Here is an 18864-nt window from a genome sequence, read left to right as displayed (position 1 = left end):
GCAGAAAAACACGGGTGACAAGCGGATTCGTCGTTATGTCATCATCCTGAAACACGACTCTGGTTTTGGAATGGGTAGGTGAACCATTTGACGCGGGCAGGATGCTTGTGAGGGAAAATATGGATACGCGGCACTTCCGTACGCTCTTCATTTCCGATGTACATCTTGGCTCGAAAGCCGCCAAGGCGGACTTCCTTCTTGATTTTTTCAAGTATCACGATGCGGACACCATCATACTTGTCGGTGATATCGTCGACGGATGGCGTTTGAAGCGCAGCTGGTACTGGCCGCAGGATTGCAACGACGTTGTGCAGAAACTGTTGCGCAAGGCGCGCAAGGGCACGCGCGTCGTCTATATCCCCGGCAACCACGATGAATTCCTTCGCGATTTCCCCGGTATGCATTTCGGTGGCATCGAGGTCGCCGAGCGCATCATGCACGAGGCCGCAGATGGCAAGAAATACCTTGTCCTGCACGGCGATGAATTCGACGTTGTCGTGCGCAACGCGCGCCTTCTCGCCTATCTTGGCGACTGGGCCTACGACATGGCCATCATGGTCAATGTCGGCCTGGCTGCGATCCGTCGCCGCCTGGGGATGCCCTACTGGTCGTTTTCGGCCTGGGCGAAGCTGCAGGTCAAGCATGCCGTCAACTTCATCGGCGAATTCCAGCGCGTCGTGGTCGACGAGGCTCGGAAGAACGGCGCTGACGGCGTGATTTGTGGCCATATCCACCATGCCGTCATGGAGGATATGGAAGGGATCCGCTACATCAACACCGGCGACTGGGTGGAGAGCTGCACAGCCATTGCCGAACACCAGGACGGCACATTCGAGCTGATCGAATGGCGCACCATCCGCGACGCTTTGCCGGCCCCGTTGGCCATCGCACATCGCGACAAGGAGTTGGCGCAGCGGGCCGCCTGAGCGTAGCTGATCCAGACACAATATTTTGTATCAATTTAGCCCGTTGCCTCTTCGCGACAGGCCCTATTTATTTCCTCAAACGTTTCCGGCCGGCTATTTCTTGCCATGGTCGCTTTCAGGGTGATGTGTTAGGCAGCGTGCAGTTTTCCTGCAGGTCCACCGATGATTCCCGCTCACGATTCCTCCATGGGTGAGGCGGCGCCTCCGCGCTTCCGGCTGCTCAGTGCCCTGTCCTATTGCGCGCCGTTGCTTGTCAACGGAGTCGCCTTGCCGTTTTTCCCTGTGTGGCTCGCGCTACACAAATTCAACGACCAGGAGATCGGGATCATTCTGGCGGTGCCTATGGTCGTCCGGGTGCTTGTCGCACCAATCGTCGCAATGTATGCCGACCGCATGAAGGAGCGGGCGGATGTCCTGGTCTTTTCCGGCGGGCTGTCGCTGCTGACGGCGATTGCCCTTTATTGGACGACAACGTTCTGGCCGGTGCTGATCGTCTACACCATTCAAGGCGCAACATTCTCACCGTATGTCCCTGTGGTCGAATCGATCGTAATTTCCGGGGTTCGCCGCTGGGGGCTCGACTACGGCGGCATGCGGGTCTGGGGGTCGATCGCTTTCATCGTGTCGACGCTGGTCGGCGGGCAACTGATCGGGCACTGGGGCGGCGAGATGGTGCTGCCGGTCATGGTTTTCGCCTTCGTCACGACGATAGTCATGGCCATCTATTGCCCGCGGATCGGTCCAACGCGGCGACACGGCACGCCGGTCGATATCCCCGCGGCGACCGGCAGTTCCCTGCGTCAACCGCACCTTCTGGTTCTACTGGTCGGCGTTGCCATCCAGCAGTCGAGCCATGCGGTACTGTATACCTTCGCTTCGATCTATTGGCGGGACCTTGGTTTTTCCGGTTCCGAAATAGCGGTGTTGTGGAGTGCCGGCGTGGCAGCGGAAGTTTCGGTGTTTTTCCTTTCGAAGCGGCTAAATCGGTGGTTTAGCCCCTGGACGCTGATCCGGCTGGGTGCGGCCGCCTGCGTTTGCCGCTGGCTGTTATTTCCCATGCATTGGGGATTTGCCGGATTCTTCCTGCTCCAATGCTTCCATGCCTTCACCTATGCGTTCGTTCATACGGGCGTCCAGCGGCGTATCGTGGAAACAGTGCAGGCGACGCAGGAGTCCTCGGCCCAGGGTGCATACTTCTTCTACAATGGCATGTTCCTGGGCCTGATGACGATCGCTTCCGGCTATCTTTACGCAGTGCTCGGTCTGGCGAGCTATTACGTCATGGCGCTCGTGGCGCTTGTTGGGCTCGGCCTGGTGGTGTTCGCCTACTATCTTCAGCCCCAGAGCGCAGGTTCCGGCGGCCAGACGAGGGAAGCCGCATAGTGCAGGCCGGGTGCGCGGTCTTGTGCGAGAAGTAGCGGCCCATCCAGGTCGACGAACTCGGCATCTTGCGCCAGCAGCACGGCAGGCGCCATTGCCAGCGACGTCCCGACCATGCAGCCCACCATGATCTTGAAGCCGAGGCGCTGGGCCTCGGCTTTCATCGCCAGTGCTTCGGTCAGTCCGCCGGTCTTGTCGAGCTTGATGTTGATCGCGTCATAGCGATCGCGGAGGCTGGCAAGATCACCGGTATGATGGACGCTCTCGTCGGCGCAGACCAGAACCGGGCGATCTATTTCGGCGAGCAGTTCATCTTTGCCGGCTGGCAGCGGTTGCTCGACCAGCGTTACGCCGAGGTCGGCGGCAACACGCAAGTGGTGTTCGAGCGTATGCTCCGGCCAGCCTTCGTTGGCGTCCAGGATGATGGCGGCGCCGGGGGCCGCCATTCGCACGGCGCGCATGCGGCTTTCGTCGTCACCGGTACCCACCTTGACCTTGAGCAACGCCCGGCCAGCGTTGGCGCGCGCCTGTGCCGCCATTGCGTCCGGTTCACCAAGGGAAATCGTGAAGGCGGTGGTCAGGGGTCGCAGTTCGGCAAGGTGGAGGCGCGCGGCGGCGGATATTTCGGTCCGTTTTGCCTCGACATCCCATAGGGCGCAGTCGACCGCATTGCGCGCGGCGCCGGGTGGCATCGCCCGCTGCAGGTCGTCGCGCGACAAGCCAGCCTCGATAAGTGGCCTCACGGCCTCGAGCTGAGCCGCGACGCTTTCCGTTGTCTCGCCGTAGCGTCGGTATGGAACACACTCGCCCCAGCCAGTGGAGCCGGCATCCCTTATGATGCAGGCGATCACCTCGGCAGACGTCTTGGTGCCACGCGAGATTGTAAACGTCCCGGCAATCGGAAAGCTGTCCGTCTTAATTTCGAGTGACCGTGGCATATTTGCAATCCTGCGCGCATGGAAATCTTGTGCGGTTTCGGTATATTAACCGTAAGCGACGAACCGGTTGTTCGCGAGTCGGCAATGTCGCCGTAAGCCTTGAAAGACACAAGCGTTTTGAAGTCCGAAACCCGTAGCGCCGCCTCACTGCACGTGGACGACCAGTACGATGGTACGAGCCAGCATGTGTATCTCGAAGGCAATTGGCGTAGCGCCAACATTCACCTCGTTCTGAATGATTTTGAAAGATTTACCGCGGGAAACAAGGGGGATGTGACACTCGACCTCTCTGGTGTCACCGAGATCGATACCGCCGGTGTCTGGCTGCTCTGCCGCCTCAAGAAGCATGTCGAGGACAGCGGGCACAGCGTGCGTTTCGACGGCAGCAATCCGCATATCGATGAGATGATTTCGACCTTCTCCGCGGAGCAGGAGAATCCCGAGGCTGAGGAAGGGCCGAAGCTGACGGTGGCCGAGCGGGTATTCGCGCCAATCGGCAAGATCATGTACGACGTGTGGAACAATCTCAGCGCCGCCATGTATATCCTCGGCTCGGCCGTTCGTGGTGCGCAGATGAAATTCGGTCGGGGCAGTGGCGTTTCGCCGGCTTCGATCGTGAACCAGATTGATCACATGGGCGTGAGGGCCGTCCCCATCATCCTTCTGATGTCGTTTCTGATCGGCGCGATCATTGCGCAGCAGGGTGCATTCCAGCTTCGCTATTTCGGCGCCGAAGTGTTCGTGGTCGACCTCGTGGGCATCCTGCAGTTGCGCGAAATCGGTGTGCTGCTAACTGCCATCATGATTGCCGGACGCTCGGGAAGCGCCATCACCGCCGAGATCGGTTCCATGAAAATGCGCGAGGAAGTCGATGCGCTGAAGGTGATGGGTCTCAATCCTGTCGGCGTGCTGATTTTTCCGCGTCTGGTCGCGCTTACCGTCGCGCTGCCGCTTCTGACCGTGCTGGCCAACTTCGCGTCGCTCTTCGGTGCCGCCGTCGTTGCATGGGGCTATTCAGGCATTACCTTTGCCAACTTTCTTGCGCGCCTGCATGAAGCAGTCACGCTGTCTACGGTGCTTTCCGGGATGATCAAAGCACCTTTCATGGCGCTCGTTATCGGTATCGTCGCGGCAGTGGAAGGCTTAAAGGTAGGCGGAAGCGCCGAGTCGCTCGGCCAGCATGTGACTGCCGCGGTCGTAAAGGCGATCTTTGTCGTCATCCTCATGGACGGGCTTTTTGCCATGTTCTATGCCTCTATCAATTTTTAAGGGTCGACCTTGGACGAAGAGCAGACAGACAGCCGAAACCAAGAGAAGCGCGATATCGTGCTTTCCGCTCGCGACGTAACGGTCGGGTTCGGGTCGAAGGTCGTCCTCGACAATCTCAACCTCGATATCTACCGCGGTGAGATCCTCGGATTTGTGGGTGCTTCGGGCACCGGCAAATCCGTACTAATGCGTACAGTGCTTCGGCTGCTACCGCGCCGCTCCGGCAGTATTACGATTCTCGGACAGGATTTCGACGATCTCGACGAGCCGCAGCGCAATGCGCTCGACATGCGACTGGGCGTGCTTTTCCAGCAAGGCGCATTGTTTTCTTCGCTGACGGTCAAGGAGAATATCCAGGTGCCGATGCGCGAATATCTGGACCTTCCCGTCTCGTTGATGGACGAACTGGCACACCTGAAGATCAGGCTGGTTGGCCTGGCAGCGGATGCGGCCGACAAATATCCCTCCGAGCTCTCTGGTGGCATGATCAAGCGTGCAGCGCTGGCGCGCGCGTTGGCGCTCGATCCGGAACTGGTCTTCCTCGACGAGCCCACATCAGGTCTGGATCCAATCGGCGCGGCGGAGTTCGACGAACTGATTGGGAGGCTTCGCGATACGCTTGGCCTCACCGTCTACATGGTAACCCACGACCTCGACAGCTTGTTCTCGGTCTGTGACCGCATTGCGGTGCTCGGCAAGAAGCGGGTAATGGTTGAGGGCACTATCGAAGACATGCTGGCCTACGACGATCCGTGGGTTCAAGCTTATTTCAAGGGGAAGCGAGCGCGTTCGATCGTGCCGCAGCATAGCCACGGCGCCGACGACAGGTTGGCGCAAGATAGCCGCGGGAAGTGATCTATTACGATGGAAACCAAAGCGAACTACACGATTGTCGGTTTTTTCACAGTGCTCGTGATCGCGGCTGCGTTCGGATTCGTCTATTGGATGGCCGAATACGGGCGCGGCGGGCCGATGGCCGAGCTCATCGTGCGGATCCCCGGCTCGGCCAATGGCTTGAGTGTCGGATCGCCGGTACGTTTCAACGGTATTCAGGTCGGCTCGGTCAAGTCTCTGTCGATCGATGCGGACGATCCGAGTTTCTCGCTGGCATTCACCGAGGTTCGGGTCGATGCGCCGATCTATCCGTCGACAAAAGCGATCCTCGAGATTCAGGGATTGACCGGTGCTGCCTATATCGAACTTTCGGGGGGCAAGGTCGGCGAGAAGAACATCCTGCAGCAGTCGATTGACAGTGGAAAGCGGGCGGTGATCGTTGCTGACCAGTCGAGTGTCACCAACCTGTTGGCGACGGCGGACAAGATTCTCGATCGTGCGAACGATGCGATCGGACAGGTTCAGGGGTTCGTGAAGGATGCGCGCGGGCCGCTGACCAAGACGCTGCAGAACGCGGAGACGTTCTCGGACGCGCTGGCAAAGAACTCCGGCAACATCGACTCGTTCCTGCAAAGTGTCGGTCAGCTTTCGGATACCGTCCGCAAGGTTTCAGGTCGTGTGGATTCGACACTGGAGGCGGTGGAAGCTCTGGTGAGGGCCGTCGATTCCAAAAAGATCGACAACATAATCTCCAATGCCGAAAAGGTCAGCAGCGATATCGCGAACGCCTCCGGCGACCTCAAGGGCGCGATCCAGAAGTTCGATGAGACGGCGACCACGTTCAACGATTTCGGCAAGAAGGCGCAGGTGACGCTCGACCGCGTCGATACGCTGGTTGCGCAGATCGATCCGGCGAAGGTGAAGGGATCCGTCGACGATATTTCGCAAGCGACCAAGGATGCTCGTGTTGCCGTCGCGTCGATCAAGGATGTTGCGAATACAGTCGCGGCCCACCAGAAGGACATCGATCAGACAATCCAGAACGTCTCGCAGATGGCGACCAAGCTGAATTCCGCGTCGACGCGTGTCGACGGTATCCTGATCAAGCTCGACGCCTTGCTCGGCACGGATAACACGCAGTCGCTCTTTGCGCAGGCGCGTGAGACCCTGACGTCGTTCAAGGCCGTTGCCGACAACCTCAATGCGAGGGTCGGACCGATCGCCGACAATCTGCAGAGGTTCTCGGGCGCCGGATTACGGGATGTGCAGGCGCTCATCAACGATGCGCGCTCCGCCGTGCAAAACCTCAATGGCGCGATCAGCGATTTCGATCGCAATCCGCAGCGGCTGATATTTGGCGGCGATACCGTAAAGCAATTTGATGGCCGGACGCGGCGATAACAGGAAATCAGGGGAAGCGCATATGGCCGTATCGGATCTGTTAGTGCGTCGTTCGTGGATATTGAGAACCACGATCGCACTGCCGCTGTTGGCTGCGGTCCTGGCCGGCTGCGGGACGGCTGCCAAGAACGACACTTTCGATTTGTCCGCGCCCGTAACCGGCAGTGGACCGCCTGCAAAAAGGGTACAGATACTCGTGCAGCAGCCGACGGCGCTGAGCGCGCTGGACAGCGAGCAGATCGTCGTGCGTGTCTCTGCCTCCGGTATAGAGTATCTCGCCAAGTCGCAGTGGAGCGACAAGCTCCCTCGCATGGTGCAGTCGAAGCTTGTCGAGGCCTATGAGAATTCGGGCAAGCTCGCCGGCGTCGGCATGCCTGGCCAAGGTCTTGCAATCGACTTTCAGGTGGTGACTGACATACGCGCCTTCGAGATCAACACCGCCGGCGGCAGCCGCGCCGTTGTCGAGATATCCGCCAAGATCCTCAACGACCGCAACGGTTCCGTACGGGCACAGAAGGTATTCAGCCAGACCGTGCCGGCGGGCGGCGGGGCAGCTGGTTTTGTCAAAGCGCTTGATCGCGCTTTTGCAGTGGTGGCCGGCGAGATCGTCGACTGGACGCTGCGTTCGATCTAGCTGCAAGCTAGCCGGCTGCGATGTCGACTGCAAATTTCGTCCGACCTAGCGCCCGTGTGGCGAGATCCTGCGCATGAAAAGACCGCCACAAGGGCGGTCTTTTCAGATTGAGGGCTTGCGCGCGCGTGCTTACTTCAGGCGACCGGCCGCATGTGCGAGCATCGTGTAGACCTTGCCCGTGTCCGAGGTCAGGTACGACTGCGTGATCGACTTGTCGCGGTCGGTGCGGGCCACGTCTGCCAGCAGCTTCTCGAAATCCGCTATGTAGCGATCGACTGCGGTACGGAATTCCGGCTCGCGTTCGTACTTGCGCTGGATCTCGTCAAACGTCTGCTGGCCCTTCAAGGTGTAGAGACGGCGGGTGAAGACATCACGTTCGCCACGCTGGTAGCGGCGCCACAAATCGACGGAGGCGTCATGATCGATCGCGCGGGCGATATCGACGGACAGGGAGTTCAGCGATTCGACGACATGGCGCGGATTGCGGCTGTCGTTGCTTCGCGGAGCTGTTGCCGGTGCCTCCGCTCGCGGCGCTTGCTGGCGGGCGGGCGCTTCGTCGGCAGCTTCGTCACGCGATGCGCCGCGGAGAAGATCGCTGATCCAGCCGCCGGAGGTCGGAGAGGTGGGTGTCGGCGCTGCGACCGGCGCACGCTGCTGCGTGGCTGTGGCCGGCGTTGTTGGTGTCAGAGTACCACGCAGGCCAAGGTTTTCGACCGGCGAGGGGGCGACAACACTCGGAGCAACGGCCGGCGTCGCGGGCTGCGTTTGCTGAGTAATCGTCTGTTGCGCTGGGCGTGGGGCAGGCTGGACCTCGGACAGGGCGCGGGCGGCAGGTTCGGAGATTTCCAGCTGTTGCGTGGAGCGGCCGACGATATGCGAGATATCCTGCAGCGCCTTGATTTGCTCGGCAACCGCGCGGCGCATCGCAGCAGCACTTTCCTTGGCCTCTTCCGGAAGGTCGAAGGCACCGCGCTTCAGTTCGCTGCGGGTCATGTCGAGTTCCTTGCGGATATCGCCCGCGGAGCGCCGGATTTCCTCGGTTGCGCCGGAGAAGCGGCTAACCGCCTCGTCAACTGCCTCACGAAGCGATTCGCGCAGCTGCTGGGCGGCTCCATCGGACGCGCGGCCGGCTTCGCCAAGCATGCGCTCGACATCCGAGAGAGAGGCCGTCAGGCCGCCACGCATCCGGGTGGAAAGCTCGCCGGATCGCCGCTCGGCATTGCTGAACGCACCTTCGATCGTCGCGTTTGCTTCTTCGCCCGCCTTTGTGAGCGCGCTGCGCATCGACTCCGCAGCTTCCTGGGCACGCTTCTCGGTTTCGGAGAGGACGCGGCCGATATCTGAGAACGAGGACTGCACGCTCTCGCGAAGATTGCCACTCACCTGGTTGGAGCGCTGTTCGGCACGATCGAACGCGGACTCGACCATACCGCCGAGCGACCGCATGGTCTTTTCTATTTCCTCCGAGCGTTGAACGAGCCCGACAGACAGGTTTTGGAGCGCACTTTCGCGATCCTCGAGTGTAGAGACGAGGTTCGACTGTGCCGCCGCGAGCAGGCTGGAGGCCTGACCCAACACCTTGGAGTGTTCGTCGAAGCGACCGATGATGCCACCCACCTGCGCAAGCGTCTGGCCGGAAATGTCCGACAGGCGATCGACCTTGCCTTCGAGCAGGCGCGTCGAGGCCGAAACCATCTCCGCTGCTTTCGAGGCCGATTCGGTGAAGCGCGACGTCGTGTCGCCAAGACGGCTGTCGACGGCCGTCAAGTCTTCGGCGGCGCGGCTCATCATGGCACCCATCGCGTTGCCGTTGTCGGACAACCGCTCGATAAGCTTGTTGACGTTGGCGAGCAGGCTGTTCTCCATCGCGTCGACCGCCGAAGACGCACTTTCCGTGCGCATTGCTATGGCGTTGATCAGTGCGTCATTCTCGGTCTTCAGGCGCTCGGTGCTCTGTTCGGTTGCTGCGACGATGCGCGCGGCCGCTGACTTGCCGGTTTCGGCATATCGATCGATCAACGGTTGCGCCGTCTCGTCGAGTATGCGCGTCAGTTCGGCGGAACGGCCGGAGAGCATCGAGTTGAGCTCGCGCGTGCGCTCGTCGAGTGTCGCGCGGATCGTGTTTCCGCGCGTTTCCAAAGCCTTCTCGACGTCGGTCAAAGTGCTGTCGATCTCGCGGGTGCGATCCTCCAGGCCGGAGCGGATCGCATTGCCGCGCGCTTCGAGCGCACGCTCAACCTCTGCCATGGTCGAGGCGATCTCCTCGCTGGCGCCGGTGATGGTGGTGCGGATGTCCGTGCCGTGGCTCTCGAAAGTCGCCTGGGCGTCGCTGAGTGCGCGGGATATGGCGCCAACCTGGCCGCTGACGAGCGTTTCGGCTTCGGCAACCTTGTTGATGATCGCATTGCCGGCCTCGGAGAATGTTTGCGCGACAGCCGCCGCCTGTCCGGCCAGGCGGTTCTGGGCTTCGGAAACGCGGCTGACAATCTGCTCGGAACGCTCACCCATGGTACGCGTGAATTCGGCGCTGCGGGCGTCAAGGCCTTCAGTGAACTGTTGGCCGGTTCGGCTGAGACTTTCCGCAGCGCGGGCTGCTTCCCCGTCCATGCCCTCGCTGACCTCGGCAACCGCGCTGCGCAAGGAAGTTGCAAGGCCCGCTGCCTTGCCTTCGATCGTGCGGTTTACCGCGTCGAGACCGAAGGTGAGGGCGCGATCCATCGTCGACAGGCGCTCTTCCAGGTGGGCGCTGCCTCGATCCATCGCGTCGCCGATGCTTGTCGCTCGGGCGTCGATGCCGGTGGTGAGTCTCGAGGTGCGATCGTCGATCTCGGAGGTGAGATTGGCGGTGCGGGCGTCGATTATGTCGACAAATTTGGTCGCACTGTCATCAAGCACGGTCGCGATGCGACCGGTGGCCTCTCCGCCAAGCGCGCTAAAGCGCGAAATGCCATCTGACAATGTTGTCGAAAGCCGGCTACCAGCGGCATCAACCTGCTCGGCAACGCCTCCGACACCATCGCGGATGCGGTTTTCGAGGGTTGCCAAGCCCGCTTCGACGCGTGAACCGGTTTCGGCAAAACGCCCTGTCATGCCATCGATCGATTGATCGAGGTGCGACGAGAATGATTCGGCAGAGCGCGAAATCTCGCCGGCAGCGTCCTGGAAGCGACCGGCAATGTGACCGGTGCTGTCGCGCAAACGATCTTCCAGCGCCTTGGCGCTGGTGTCGATCGCCTGGCGCAGCGAAACTTCGTGATCCTCGAGCGACATTTCGAGCATGCCGACGCTGGTCGCGATCGAGGCGCCAATCGTCGTCGCCTGATCCGAAAGCGTATCGCTGATGCGATTGTGGGCGTCGCTCAGGGAGAGGCTGATCGCCTGTTCACGGTCCTCAAGGGTTGCGCGGATACGCTCGTGGGCGGAATTCAGGCCACCCTCAATGCGCGTCGTGGCGTTCCCGGTCAGCGCTTCGAAACGGTCGTGCGCGGCTGCCAGCCCACCCTCCAGGCGTGCGGCAGTATCGGCATGCAGCGCCTCGAGGCGCTGATGGGCGCCCGATAGGCTGCTCTCGATACGCGATGCCGCATTGCCGGTGAGAGCGTCAATGCGATCGCCGCCGCCCGTCAGCGTTCCGGCCAGCGCGGACGCGTGATCGGAGAGCGAACGTTCGAGACGCTCATGGTTCTCTGTGTAGGCATTGCGGATGGCATCCGCCTTGTCGGTGAATGCGCCGGCGACCCGCGCCTCGGCTCCCGCGACGGTATCCAGCAGCGCGTTGGTGCGCGCCTCGAGCGCGTCGTCGAAACGGCTCTGGCTGTCGCCGAAGGAGATGGCGAGAGCCATTGCCTTTTCGTCCAGCGTATCGGACAGGCGGTCGTGAACTGTTGCGATCGAATGCGCGATGGTGTCGACGCGCCGCGACAGGGTATCCTCGATCCGGCTGTGCCCTTCATTCAGCGACACGGCCAGCGCCATGACACGCTCATCAAGCGCGTCATTGATACGGTCGTGGCCCGATGCCAGTGAGTTGGCGATAGTCTCGGCGTGCTGGCCGAGCGTATCCGCGAGCCGGTTTTCGCTCTCGTTGAGAGAGATCGCAAGCGACATCGACCTGTCGTCGAGCGCCTCGGTGATCGTGTCGTGACCGGCAACGATCGACTTTGCGATCGCCTCGGAGTGGTGGCCGAGCGTATCCGCGAGCCGGGCTTGCCCCTCGTTCAGCGAAACGGCGAGTGCCATCGTCTTTTCATCGAGGGTATCGGCCAGTTTCTCATGCCCCCCCGCAAGCGAGTCGGCGATCGCCCTGGCATGCTGGTCGAGCGTGTCCCCTATGCGGTTCTGGCTTTCATTGAGCGCTATCGCCAACGACATTGCCTTTTCATCGAGGGTGTCGGCCAGTCGCTCATGGCCGCTAGCGATCGAGCTTGCGATTGCCTCCGCGCGCTTTCCGAGGGTGTCTTCAAAGCGGTTCTGGCTCTCGTCGAGAGAGATCGCCAGTGTCATTGCCTTGTCGTCGAGCGTCTCCGCCAGTCGCTCGTGGCTGCCGCTGACAGCATTTATGATCGCCTCGGACCTGGTGGCCAACGTGCTCTCGAAGCGATTCTGGCTATCGGTGAGGGCGACAGTAAATGCGTCGCCGCGATTTGCCATCACGCCGTCGATGCGCTCATGGGCGGAGTCGAGGGCCTGGGTAATGTCGGCGGCGCGCTTGGAGATCATCGTGTTCAGATCGTCAGCGCGACCGAAGGCGGAGGTGATCTGCTCGGTGCCAGCGGAAACGGCTGAGCTGAGGTCGGAAGTGGTCGTCAGCAGCGTGTCGCGGAATTCCGTGGCGCGAGCGGAGAGATTGTTGTGCAGATCCGACGTTCCTGATGCGAGAGCGAGGGATATCTCCGAGGTCGCATGGCTGAGGGCCGAGGTCATTTCGGCGGTGCGCGTGTGGATGACGCCGGTAACCTCGTCGACCTTGCTCGTCAGTGAGCTTTCCAGCACTTCCTGGCCGGTAGCAAACGTGGTTGCAAGCGCAAAGGACTGGTCTGTCAGCGACGAGCCAATGCGCTCTATGCTGGAACTAAGTATGCCGTTCAGCGAGTCCGAGCCACCGGTCAGCGTGTCGTTTATGCGGTTGAGGCTTTCCATGAGCTTGGAATCGAGCGATCCCGCGCGCTTGTCGAATGCGTTCGTGAATTCGGCAACGCGGTCGTCGAAGGAAGTCGAGAGCTGTGCGACGGTTGCATGCAGTCTCTCGTCGAAGAAGCCGGAGCGCAGGTCGAGGTCCATGATCGTGTCATCGACGGTAGACTGCAGGCTGTGACGGAAGGATGAGCCCTTCTCGTCAAGCGCACTGTTCAATTTCGACAGCACATCATCGAGGGTGCCGCTGATGCTGCGTTCGCCGCCCGTCAGACTTTCGCTGATCTCGCGGGTGCGGGCGATGAGGATTTCGTTCAGCTGGCGGGCGCGGTCGTTGAGTGCGGCGTTCAGCTTGTCAGCGCTGCTGTCCATCGTGGACGCGCGGGTCTCGAACTGGGTGAGGATGTGGTCGCCGCGCTCACTGAGGCTGGAGGTGAGGGATTCCAGGCGGGTATCGAACTCGTTGGCAAGCGAGAAGCCCGACGAGGTCAGCGTCTGCAGCAATGAATCCGTCTTTGCCGCGAGCAGCGAACCGAGCGACTGGATAGCGGATTCCGACTTTTCAGTGATAGCCGCGGCGCGGGTGTCTATCATGGAGGCAAAGGCTTCGCCTGAGGTCGCAAGACGAACGGCGATCTCCTCGGTGGCGAGAGACAGGTCTTCCTTCAATTGATCATGCACACCGGTAATCGACGTGCGGATACGTTCAGCGTGGTTGACGATCGCCTCGCGCTCGGAGCCGAGTTCGTGAACAAGGCCACGGACCCGTAGCTCGTTGTCGGCATAGCTACGCTCGAGCGCGTTTACCTCGGAGTGGACGAGGGTTTCCAGTTCAGAGGCGCGGGCGATGGTTCGCTCGATGCCTTCATTCATTGCTGAGACTTCGCGGCGCACGGCCTGGCCGACCGTCATGATGCGTTCGGAAGCAACCGTCTCCGGCTCGGACAAGCGAAGCGCGACTTCAGCCATGGAGCGTGCGGCGTTTCGCATATCCTGGGCGCGCGACATCATGATCGCAAATGCATAGAACATCAGCACAGGAACGATGATGCCGACGATGCCCGCGATCAAGCCAGGCAAAGCCAGAATGTCGGCGGTCGTCCGGATCTGCCAGATCTGTGGCGAATAAAGCAGGGCCATCAAACCGATTCCAGCCACGATCCACAGGAGCGAGACGATCGTCGCGTTGCGCATTGCCGAGCGGCTGGTGCCGCTTTCGAGCGATTTCAGCAGCGAGGCCGGCGTGATACGGCTGCCGTCGTTGGCCGCAAAGGCTGGTGCCCTCGACGTCGGCTCGGGCGGGCGAGGGGTGTTGGCTGCAGGCCGTCGCCGCGCCTTGTCCTGACCCTGCTTATTGCGCGCACTTGGTGTTTCGGACACTTTGGCCTCCGGGGCGTCGGGCGTTTTGCCGTTAAGCGACGGCGTATCGTCTTCTTCGAAGTCAATCTGGAGCGCTTCGTCCAATGCCTTGAACGCTTTGTCCTCGATCGACTCGTTGTACTTGTTGTTCGCCATTACGTTACGCCTCGTTACATCTCAGCCGGTTCACCAATGTATCCGGACCCGCTTCGCCCGAACCAAACCTTTGCCTCTGAGCCCTTCCGTCCACGTTTCCGAGGGCGGATAAGCATATCATTTCAGAGTAGATAGCTGCTTTTTCATACAGACGGTATCAAAACATTACCATTATCCACTTGGCGAGCAAAGGCAGGTGCCGGAAAGCTCGCCCAGCAGTATCGTAGTGACACATCCGCGCCTGCTAGACAATTAACGGGGTTGCTCAAATGCCTCGACATTAAGGGATTGTTAACACAATAGAAGATCGCGCATGCGCGGAAAACCAACGGCTTAGCGATGTTTGCGGTGCGTTAACCATATCTCGAGAAATCCGCCTTGAATGTGCTCGAATTTAACGCGATGGCCACCGCGCGCCCGCAAGGCTAGACAACGGCGGGAATATACGACGGGAGAATTGGCACATGGCAGCAGTAAGTATCGCGTTCGCAGCGCCCGACAATTGCAAGGGACCTCGCCCTTCGCAGGAACGCCCCGTGGATCTGGTGCATCTGGCAAACCAGACGATGGGCGACAAAGCACTGGAAATCGAGGTTTTGCAGATGTTTGCTCGGCAGGCACGGGCATGCCTGAGCGAGATCGCCTCTGGCGAGGCGAAGACCGTGGCGGCAGCAGCCCACCGTCTAAAGGGCGCGGCCGGTTCCGTTGGCGCCTTTCGGGTGTGCGAGGCCGCGGAAACGCTGGAAGGCAATTCCGGCGATGCCGCCAGCATGGCGGCGGTCGGGATGGCGGTGCTGGAAGCCGAGAATTTCATTCTCAAGCTCTGCCGCTAGTCGCCAACAGCGATAATCCGTCTTGAAAAGACCTGTTGCTCCATTTCGAAGCAACGGGTCTTTTTGTAGCGCTCCGCGTGCCGCATTTTGACAAGCATGTCGCTTCTCAATCTGAGATGAAGGACTCAGGCGGTCGTTGTTGACTGCTTCACCGAATTGTTGGAAGAAAAATCCAGACCCTCCCGTTGACGAATACCGGAAATCATGATGCCCAAACTATCTATTGTCGCCTTCGACGGCACGCGCTTCGATCTTGATGTCGATCAGGGATCGACCGTTATGGAAAATGCCGTGCGCAATTCTGTGCCGGGCATCGAAGCTGAATGTGGCGGCGCCTGCGCCTGTGCGACCTGTCACGTCTACGTTGACGAAGAGTGGACGGAGCGTGTCGGTCCGCCGGAAGCAATGGAAGAAGACATGCTCGACTTCGCTTTCGACGTACGCCCGACCTCGCGCCTTTCCTGTCAGATCAGGATGAAGGCCGCGCTCGACGGCCTGACCGTTCACGTGCCCGAGCGCCAAGCTTGATTTCAACTAGGCAAAAAAAGCCTCGCTGGCCGCAAGACGAGCGAGGCTAGGTAGGCGCATTACCAACGAACGAGGGAGGATCGTTCGCGGCTTCGCAACGCGCCAGGAGAACCCAGGAGCGAAAGTTCTAGCTTACGAAACCTGAACTTTCGAATGTTTGAATATTAGCGTGTTGTGTTCGGTTTAGCTAGGGCGAGAAATCACCAGTAAATCACTGGGGACACTGTCGTTTCGCACAAGATTTGTTACGCGGCTAAACTTCCGTGATCGCTTTTGGACCGAGAATCAGCTATTTTTCTCCGCCTGACATTTTGAGGCGGTTGTCCAGCAGGCGCATCATCCTGTTCTGGAAATTCACCGCTTCGACTCGATCGAATCGGGCCTGAAGCCTGTCATGCTCTTCGATTCCCCGGGTCGACACATCGCTCACCAGTTGCTGCATGCGCTCACAGCTGCGTTGTGGCGGCAGGGCGAGAATCTGCTTTTCCATTGCTCGCGCCTGGTTTCTGGCGATCTCCGCGTGGCGTTCCTCATGACGCTTGATATCACTGGAAAGCGCATCCCATATCATCGACAGCTGCTTGCTCGCACCCTTGCGGCTGCTCCAGCGCGGTAGGATGATCTGCGTATGGACTGTAACCTTCGCGCTGCCGACGCTGCACCGGCCGTCGTGCTGGACGTAGGTCGCCTCGCCGCCAAAGCGGATCTTCGTCGCTCCGGGATGGCGTGCCGACGAGCCGTTCGCCGTCGGACCGCGTGTGCTCAGTTGCAGGTCGAGGTCGTCCGCCGTCTTACCCTTGATGGTGAAGTAGGAGTAGCTCTTTGTCGCAACCACAGCGGCAGTCGCGGGATTGCAAGTCGACATGACTATGGAAAAGGCAAAGACGATGGGCATATAACGCGGTACGGAAGGCATTATGCAAATACTCATGTTGAAGTTTGGCGGAGCTTGGGGCATAGGCACGGCCAGCGCAATATCGTGAGGCGCTTTTTTCGATCGACAGGATGAATGCCGTGGCACAGCGTGGAAGCAGTTTCTGGCGCGTCGCACATGGCCGTGAGATCGAGCTCGGTGCTCGCGCCGCCATCATGGCGATCGTCAATGTGACACCGGATTCCTTCTCTGACGGTGGACGCTACGACAGTGTCGACGCTGCTGTCGCTTATGCCCTCCGGGCTGTCAGCGACGGCGCTGACATCGTCGATATCGGTGGAGAATCGACGCGCCCCGGGGCCGATTTCGTCAGTCCCTCGGACGAGCAGGCGCGTGTTTTGCCGGTGATCGAAGCGCTGCGTGGCGAAACCGATGCCCTGATTTCGATCGACACCTACCGCGCCGCTACGGCGCGTCTTGCCGTAAGCGCCGGAGCCCATGTCGTCAACGACGTGTACGGACTGCAGCGGGAGCCGGAGATCGCGGCGATCGCTGCCGAGACCGGTGCGGGTCTCTGCATCATGCACACGGGCCGAGACCGGGAGAAGCTTGCCGACGTCATCGACGACCAGTTTCTGTTCCTGGGGCGGTCGTTGGCGATTGCATTCGAGGCCGGTGTGGCCCGGGAGCGCATCGTGCTCGATCCGGGCTTCGGCTTTGCCAAGGACACCCAGGAAAACGTGGATCTGATCGCGCGGTTCAGTGAACTGCACGCTCTGGAATTGCCTTTGCTCGCCGGCACGTCGCGCAAGCGCTTCGTCGGTGCAATCACTGGCCGCGAAGCAGCCGACCGCGACGCGGGAACGGCAGCAACGAGCGTGCTGCTGCGCCTTCAGGGAGCGGCGATTTTTCGAGTACACGATGTCGCAATCAACAGGGACGCACTGGCTGTCGCCGATGCTATGCTGGCGGCGCGCCACGGCTTTCAGCGGAGACACACGGCATGAGCACCACCTACACGATCACGCTTCAGAACTGTGCGTTCTTCGCACGTCACGGCGTCCACGACGAGGAGGAGTTCCTGGGACAGCGGTTCTTCGTCGATGCTGAACTTGACGTTGTGGCTGGCGATGCGTTGGAAAGCGATTCGATTCACGACACGGTGAACTACGGCATAGCCTTTACTGTGATCGAGGAGATCGTGACGGGCAAGCGCCGCTACCTGATCGAGGCTTTGGCGCTCGATATAGCGAGAGGCTTATGTGGAAGGTTTCCACAAATCAGGCGCGCCAAGATCAACCTACGCAAGCCGAATGCGCCGGTACCCGGCGTTCTGGATTTCGTGCAAGTGAGTGTCGAACATTTTGCCTGAGCGTGTTTTCCAGACAGCAACACTTGGCCTAGGCGGGAATATAGGCGACCCGGTTCATGCGATGGCGGTGGGGCTGCGCGCGCTCGACGAGCGCCAGGACTGTCGCGTGCTCGCCGTTTCGCGGCTCTTCAGGACCCCGCCCTGGGGCAAGACCGATCAGTCGCATTTTTTCAACGCCTGCGCTCGCGTCGAGACGACACTGGCTGCCGAAGCCCTTCTCGACGTCTGTCTCGATATCGAACGCGGCATGAAGCGGGAGCGGGTCGAACGGTGGGGGCCGCGGACGCTGGATATCGACATTCTGACGTATGCCGATCTGGTTCAGGAGGCGCCGAAGCTGGATCTGCCGCATCCCCGGATGACCGGGCGTGGCTTCGTACTGTTGCCGCTTGCCGATTTTGCCGCCGATTTGCTGGTCGAGGGCTGGACGATTCGTGAGTGGCTGTCTCGGGCGGACATTCAAGGCATCGAGGTCGCTGACCAAAACGTGGATTGGTGGCGGACAGCCTGAAAAGAAGAAGGCGGCGAAATGATCCGCCGCCCGGAAATTGTGGCCAGGGAAATCTGGCGTTCTATTCGACCGACCCGACCGTTATCTCGTCGACCTGACGGGCAAGGGTCAATCCGATCACCGGGATCATCTGGTTTTCCACCTTGACCGAAATCGTCACATTCATGGTCTTGTCGTCACGCACGCGGGCGATCATTGCGCCGTTGAGCTTGGAACGGTTGAGACCGACGACAACGGTATCCTGTGTTACCGCACCGGAAACGACGTCGAGGCCCTTGCCTTCGGCACCATCCAGAAACTTGCCCTTGTAGCTGCCGCCGGACTGGGTGATCAACGCTGTCATTGGCTGTTTGAAGACGCCGACTCGGCAACTGCCATCAAGCTTGATGCCGGCGCCACTGCCGTTGACAGGTTCGCCCACTAGGTTGCAGGTGAACTTCGTGCCCTTGTACTTGCCGGCAACGATCTCGCCGGGGCCTTTCCAGCTGCCTGCGACCGACTCAAAGAAAGCCTTGTCGCGAGTGGCGGCCGTCGCAGACGGAGCCATTGCGGCGAATGGGGGAAGTGCAACCACCGCGAGGCCGAATAGAAGAAGAAACTTGCGCGAATGCATTGATTTTCCTTGGCGACACCATCGCTTAACTGATGCCAAGTTTTGCCCAAAAATGGTTAACGCTTGGTTTCTGGCCCGGCTTAATCGGCCGCAATTCGGGGGA

General features: G+C 60.4%; 15 protein-coding genes. 11 read left to right on the top strand and 4 right to left on the bottom strand.

Annotated features, from left to right (window positions below; all coding sequences use genetic code 11):
• Nucleotides 1-119: 119 nt before the first annotated feature.
• Both ASC90_RS11315 and ASC90_RS11310 read left to right on the top strand, forming a co-directional pair.
• Complete coding sequence (locus ASC90_RS11315) at nt 120-926, top strand: UDP-2,3-diacylglucosamine diphosphatase (protein ID WP_056539769.1); 807 nt, start codon at nt 120-122, stop codon at nt 924-926.
• Between the two features lie 162 nt (nt 927-1088).
• Nucleotides 1089-2309, top strand: coding sequence for an MFS transporter (locus tag ASC90_RS11310; RefSeq protein WP_056539767.1), 1221 nt, complete (start codon nt 1089-1091; stop codon nt 2307-2309).
• Here the strand turns inward: ASC90_RS11310 and dgcA are convergent.
• Nucleotides 2261-3244: an N-acetyl-D-Glu racemase DgcA gene (gene dgcA / locus ASC90_RS11305; protein ID WP_056539764.1), complete on the bottom strand. Its 984-nt coding sequence runs from the start codon at nt 3242-3244 to the stop codon at nt 2261-2263. The genes ASC90_RS11310 and dgcA overlap by 49 nt on opposite strands.
• Before the next feature lie 99 nt (nt 3245-3343).
• Here dgcA and ASC90_RS11300 point away from each other — a divergent pair, with 99 nt between their 5' ends.
• From ASC90_RS11300 to ASC90_RS11285, 4 genes are read left to right on the top strand one after another with little or no spacing between them, the layout of a single operon-like run.
• Nucleotides 3344-4513: an MlaE family lipid ABC transporter permease subunit gene (locus ASC90_RS11300; RefSeq protein ID WP_200950875.1), complete on the top strand. Its 1170-nt coding sequence runs from the start codon at nt 3344-3346 to the stop codon at nt 4511-4513.
• A 9-nt stretch (nt 4514-4522) separates the two neighbouring features.
• Complete coding sequence (locus ASC90_RS11295) at nt 4523-5368, top strand: ABC transporter ATP-binding protein (RefSeq protein WP_056539758.1); 846 nt, start codon at nt 4523-4525, stop codon at nt 5366-5368.
• Nucleotides 5369-5377: 9 nt separating this feature from the next.
• A complete protein-coding gene (locus ASC90_RS11290) occupies nt 5378-6748 on the top strand; it encodes an MlaD family protein (RefSeq protein ID WP_056539756.1) in 1371 nt (456 codons plus the stop codon).
• A gap of 22 nt (nt 6749-6770) precedes the next feature.
• Nucleotides 6771-7382, top strand: coding sequence for an ABC-type transport auxiliary lipoprotein family protein (locus ASC90_RS11285; RefSeq protein WP_056539753.1), 612 nt, complete (start codon nt 6771-6773; stop codon nt 7380-7382).
• Between the two features lie 129 nt (nt 7383-7511).
• On the opposite strand, the gene ASC90_RS11280 is transcribed toward ASC90_RS11285, so the two are convergent.
• A complete protein-coding gene (locus ASC90_RS11280) occupies nt 7512-14030 on the bottom strand; it encodes a hypothetical protein (protein ID WP_056539750.1) in 6519 nt (2172 codons plus the stop codon).
• Between the two features lie 464 nt (nt 14031-14494).
• Here ASC90_RS11280 and ASC90_RS11275 point away from each other — a divergent pair, with 464 nt between their 5' ends.
• Together ASC90_RS11275 and ASC90_RS11270 are read left to right on the top strand one after the other, a co-directional pair.
• On the top strand, nt 14495-14863 hold the full coding sequence (locus tag ASC90_RS11275; protein WP_056539749.1) for an Hpt domain-containing protein: 369 nt from the start codon (nt 14495-14497) through the stop codon (nt 14861-14863).
• A gap of 207 nt (nt 14864-15070) precedes the next feature.
• On the top strand, nt 15071-15391 hold the full coding sequence (locus ASC90_RS11270; RefSeq protein ID WP_056539747.1) for a 2Fe-2S iron-sulfur cluster-binding protein: 321 nt from the start codon (nt 15071-15073) through the stop codon (nt 15389-15391).
• 289 nt (nt 15392-15680) lie between these two features.
• Here ASC90_RS11270 and ASC90_RS11265 read toward each other — a convergent pair whose 3' ends face one another.
• Nucleotides 15681-16307, bottom strand: coding sequence for a DUF922 domain-containing protein (locus tag ASC90_RS11265; protein ID WP_056539745.1), 627 nt, complete (start codon nt 16305-16307; stop codon nt 15681-15683).
• Nucleotides 16308-16405: 98 nt separating this feature from the next.
• On the opposite strand from ASC90_RS11265, the gene folP reads away from it, so the two are divergent.
• Genes folP through folK form a run of 3 tightly spaced genes read left to right on the top strand, consistent with a single transcriptional unit; the run spans nt 16406 to nt 18148 of the window.
• Entirely contained in the window at nt 16406-17272 is an 867-nt protein-coding gene (gene folP, locus ASC90_RS11260; RefSeq protein WP_244480361.1) for a dihydropteroate synthase, read from the top strand.
• A complete protein-coding gene (folB, locus tag ASC90_RS11255; protein ID WP_056539738.1) occupies nt 17269-17637 on the top strand; it encodes a dihydroneopterin aldolase in 369 nt (122 codons plus the stop codon). The genes folP and folB overlap by 4 nt, the downstream gene beginning before the upstream one ends.
• Nucleotides 17630-18148, top strand: a complete 519-nt coding sequence (gene folK / locus ASC90_RS11250) for a 2-amino-4-hydroxy-6-hydroxymethyldihydropteridine diphosphokinase (RefSeq protein ID WP_056539732.1) — start codon at nt 17630-17632, stop codon at nt 18146-18148. Before folB ends, folK begins: the two co-directional genes overlap by 8 nt.
• A gap of 61 nt (nt 18149-18209) precedes the next feature.
• On the opposite strand, the gene ASC90_RS11245 is transcribed toward folK, so the two are convergent.
• Nucleotides 18210-18761, bottom strand: a complete 552-nt coding sequence (locus tag ASC90_RS11245; protein WP_056539730.1) for a hypothetical protein — start codon at nt 18759-18761, stop codon at nt 18210-18212.
• Nucleotides 18762-18864: the final 103 nt, after the last annotated feature.

It is taken from the genome of Rhizobium sp. Root1220 (assembly GCF_001426265.1).
Lineage (GTDB): Bacteria > Pseudomonadota > Alphaproteobacteria > Rhizobiales > Rhizobiaceae > Rhizobium.
Note: the sequence above shows the minus strand (reverse complement) of the source record. Positions and strands in the feature narration are given on the sequence as shown.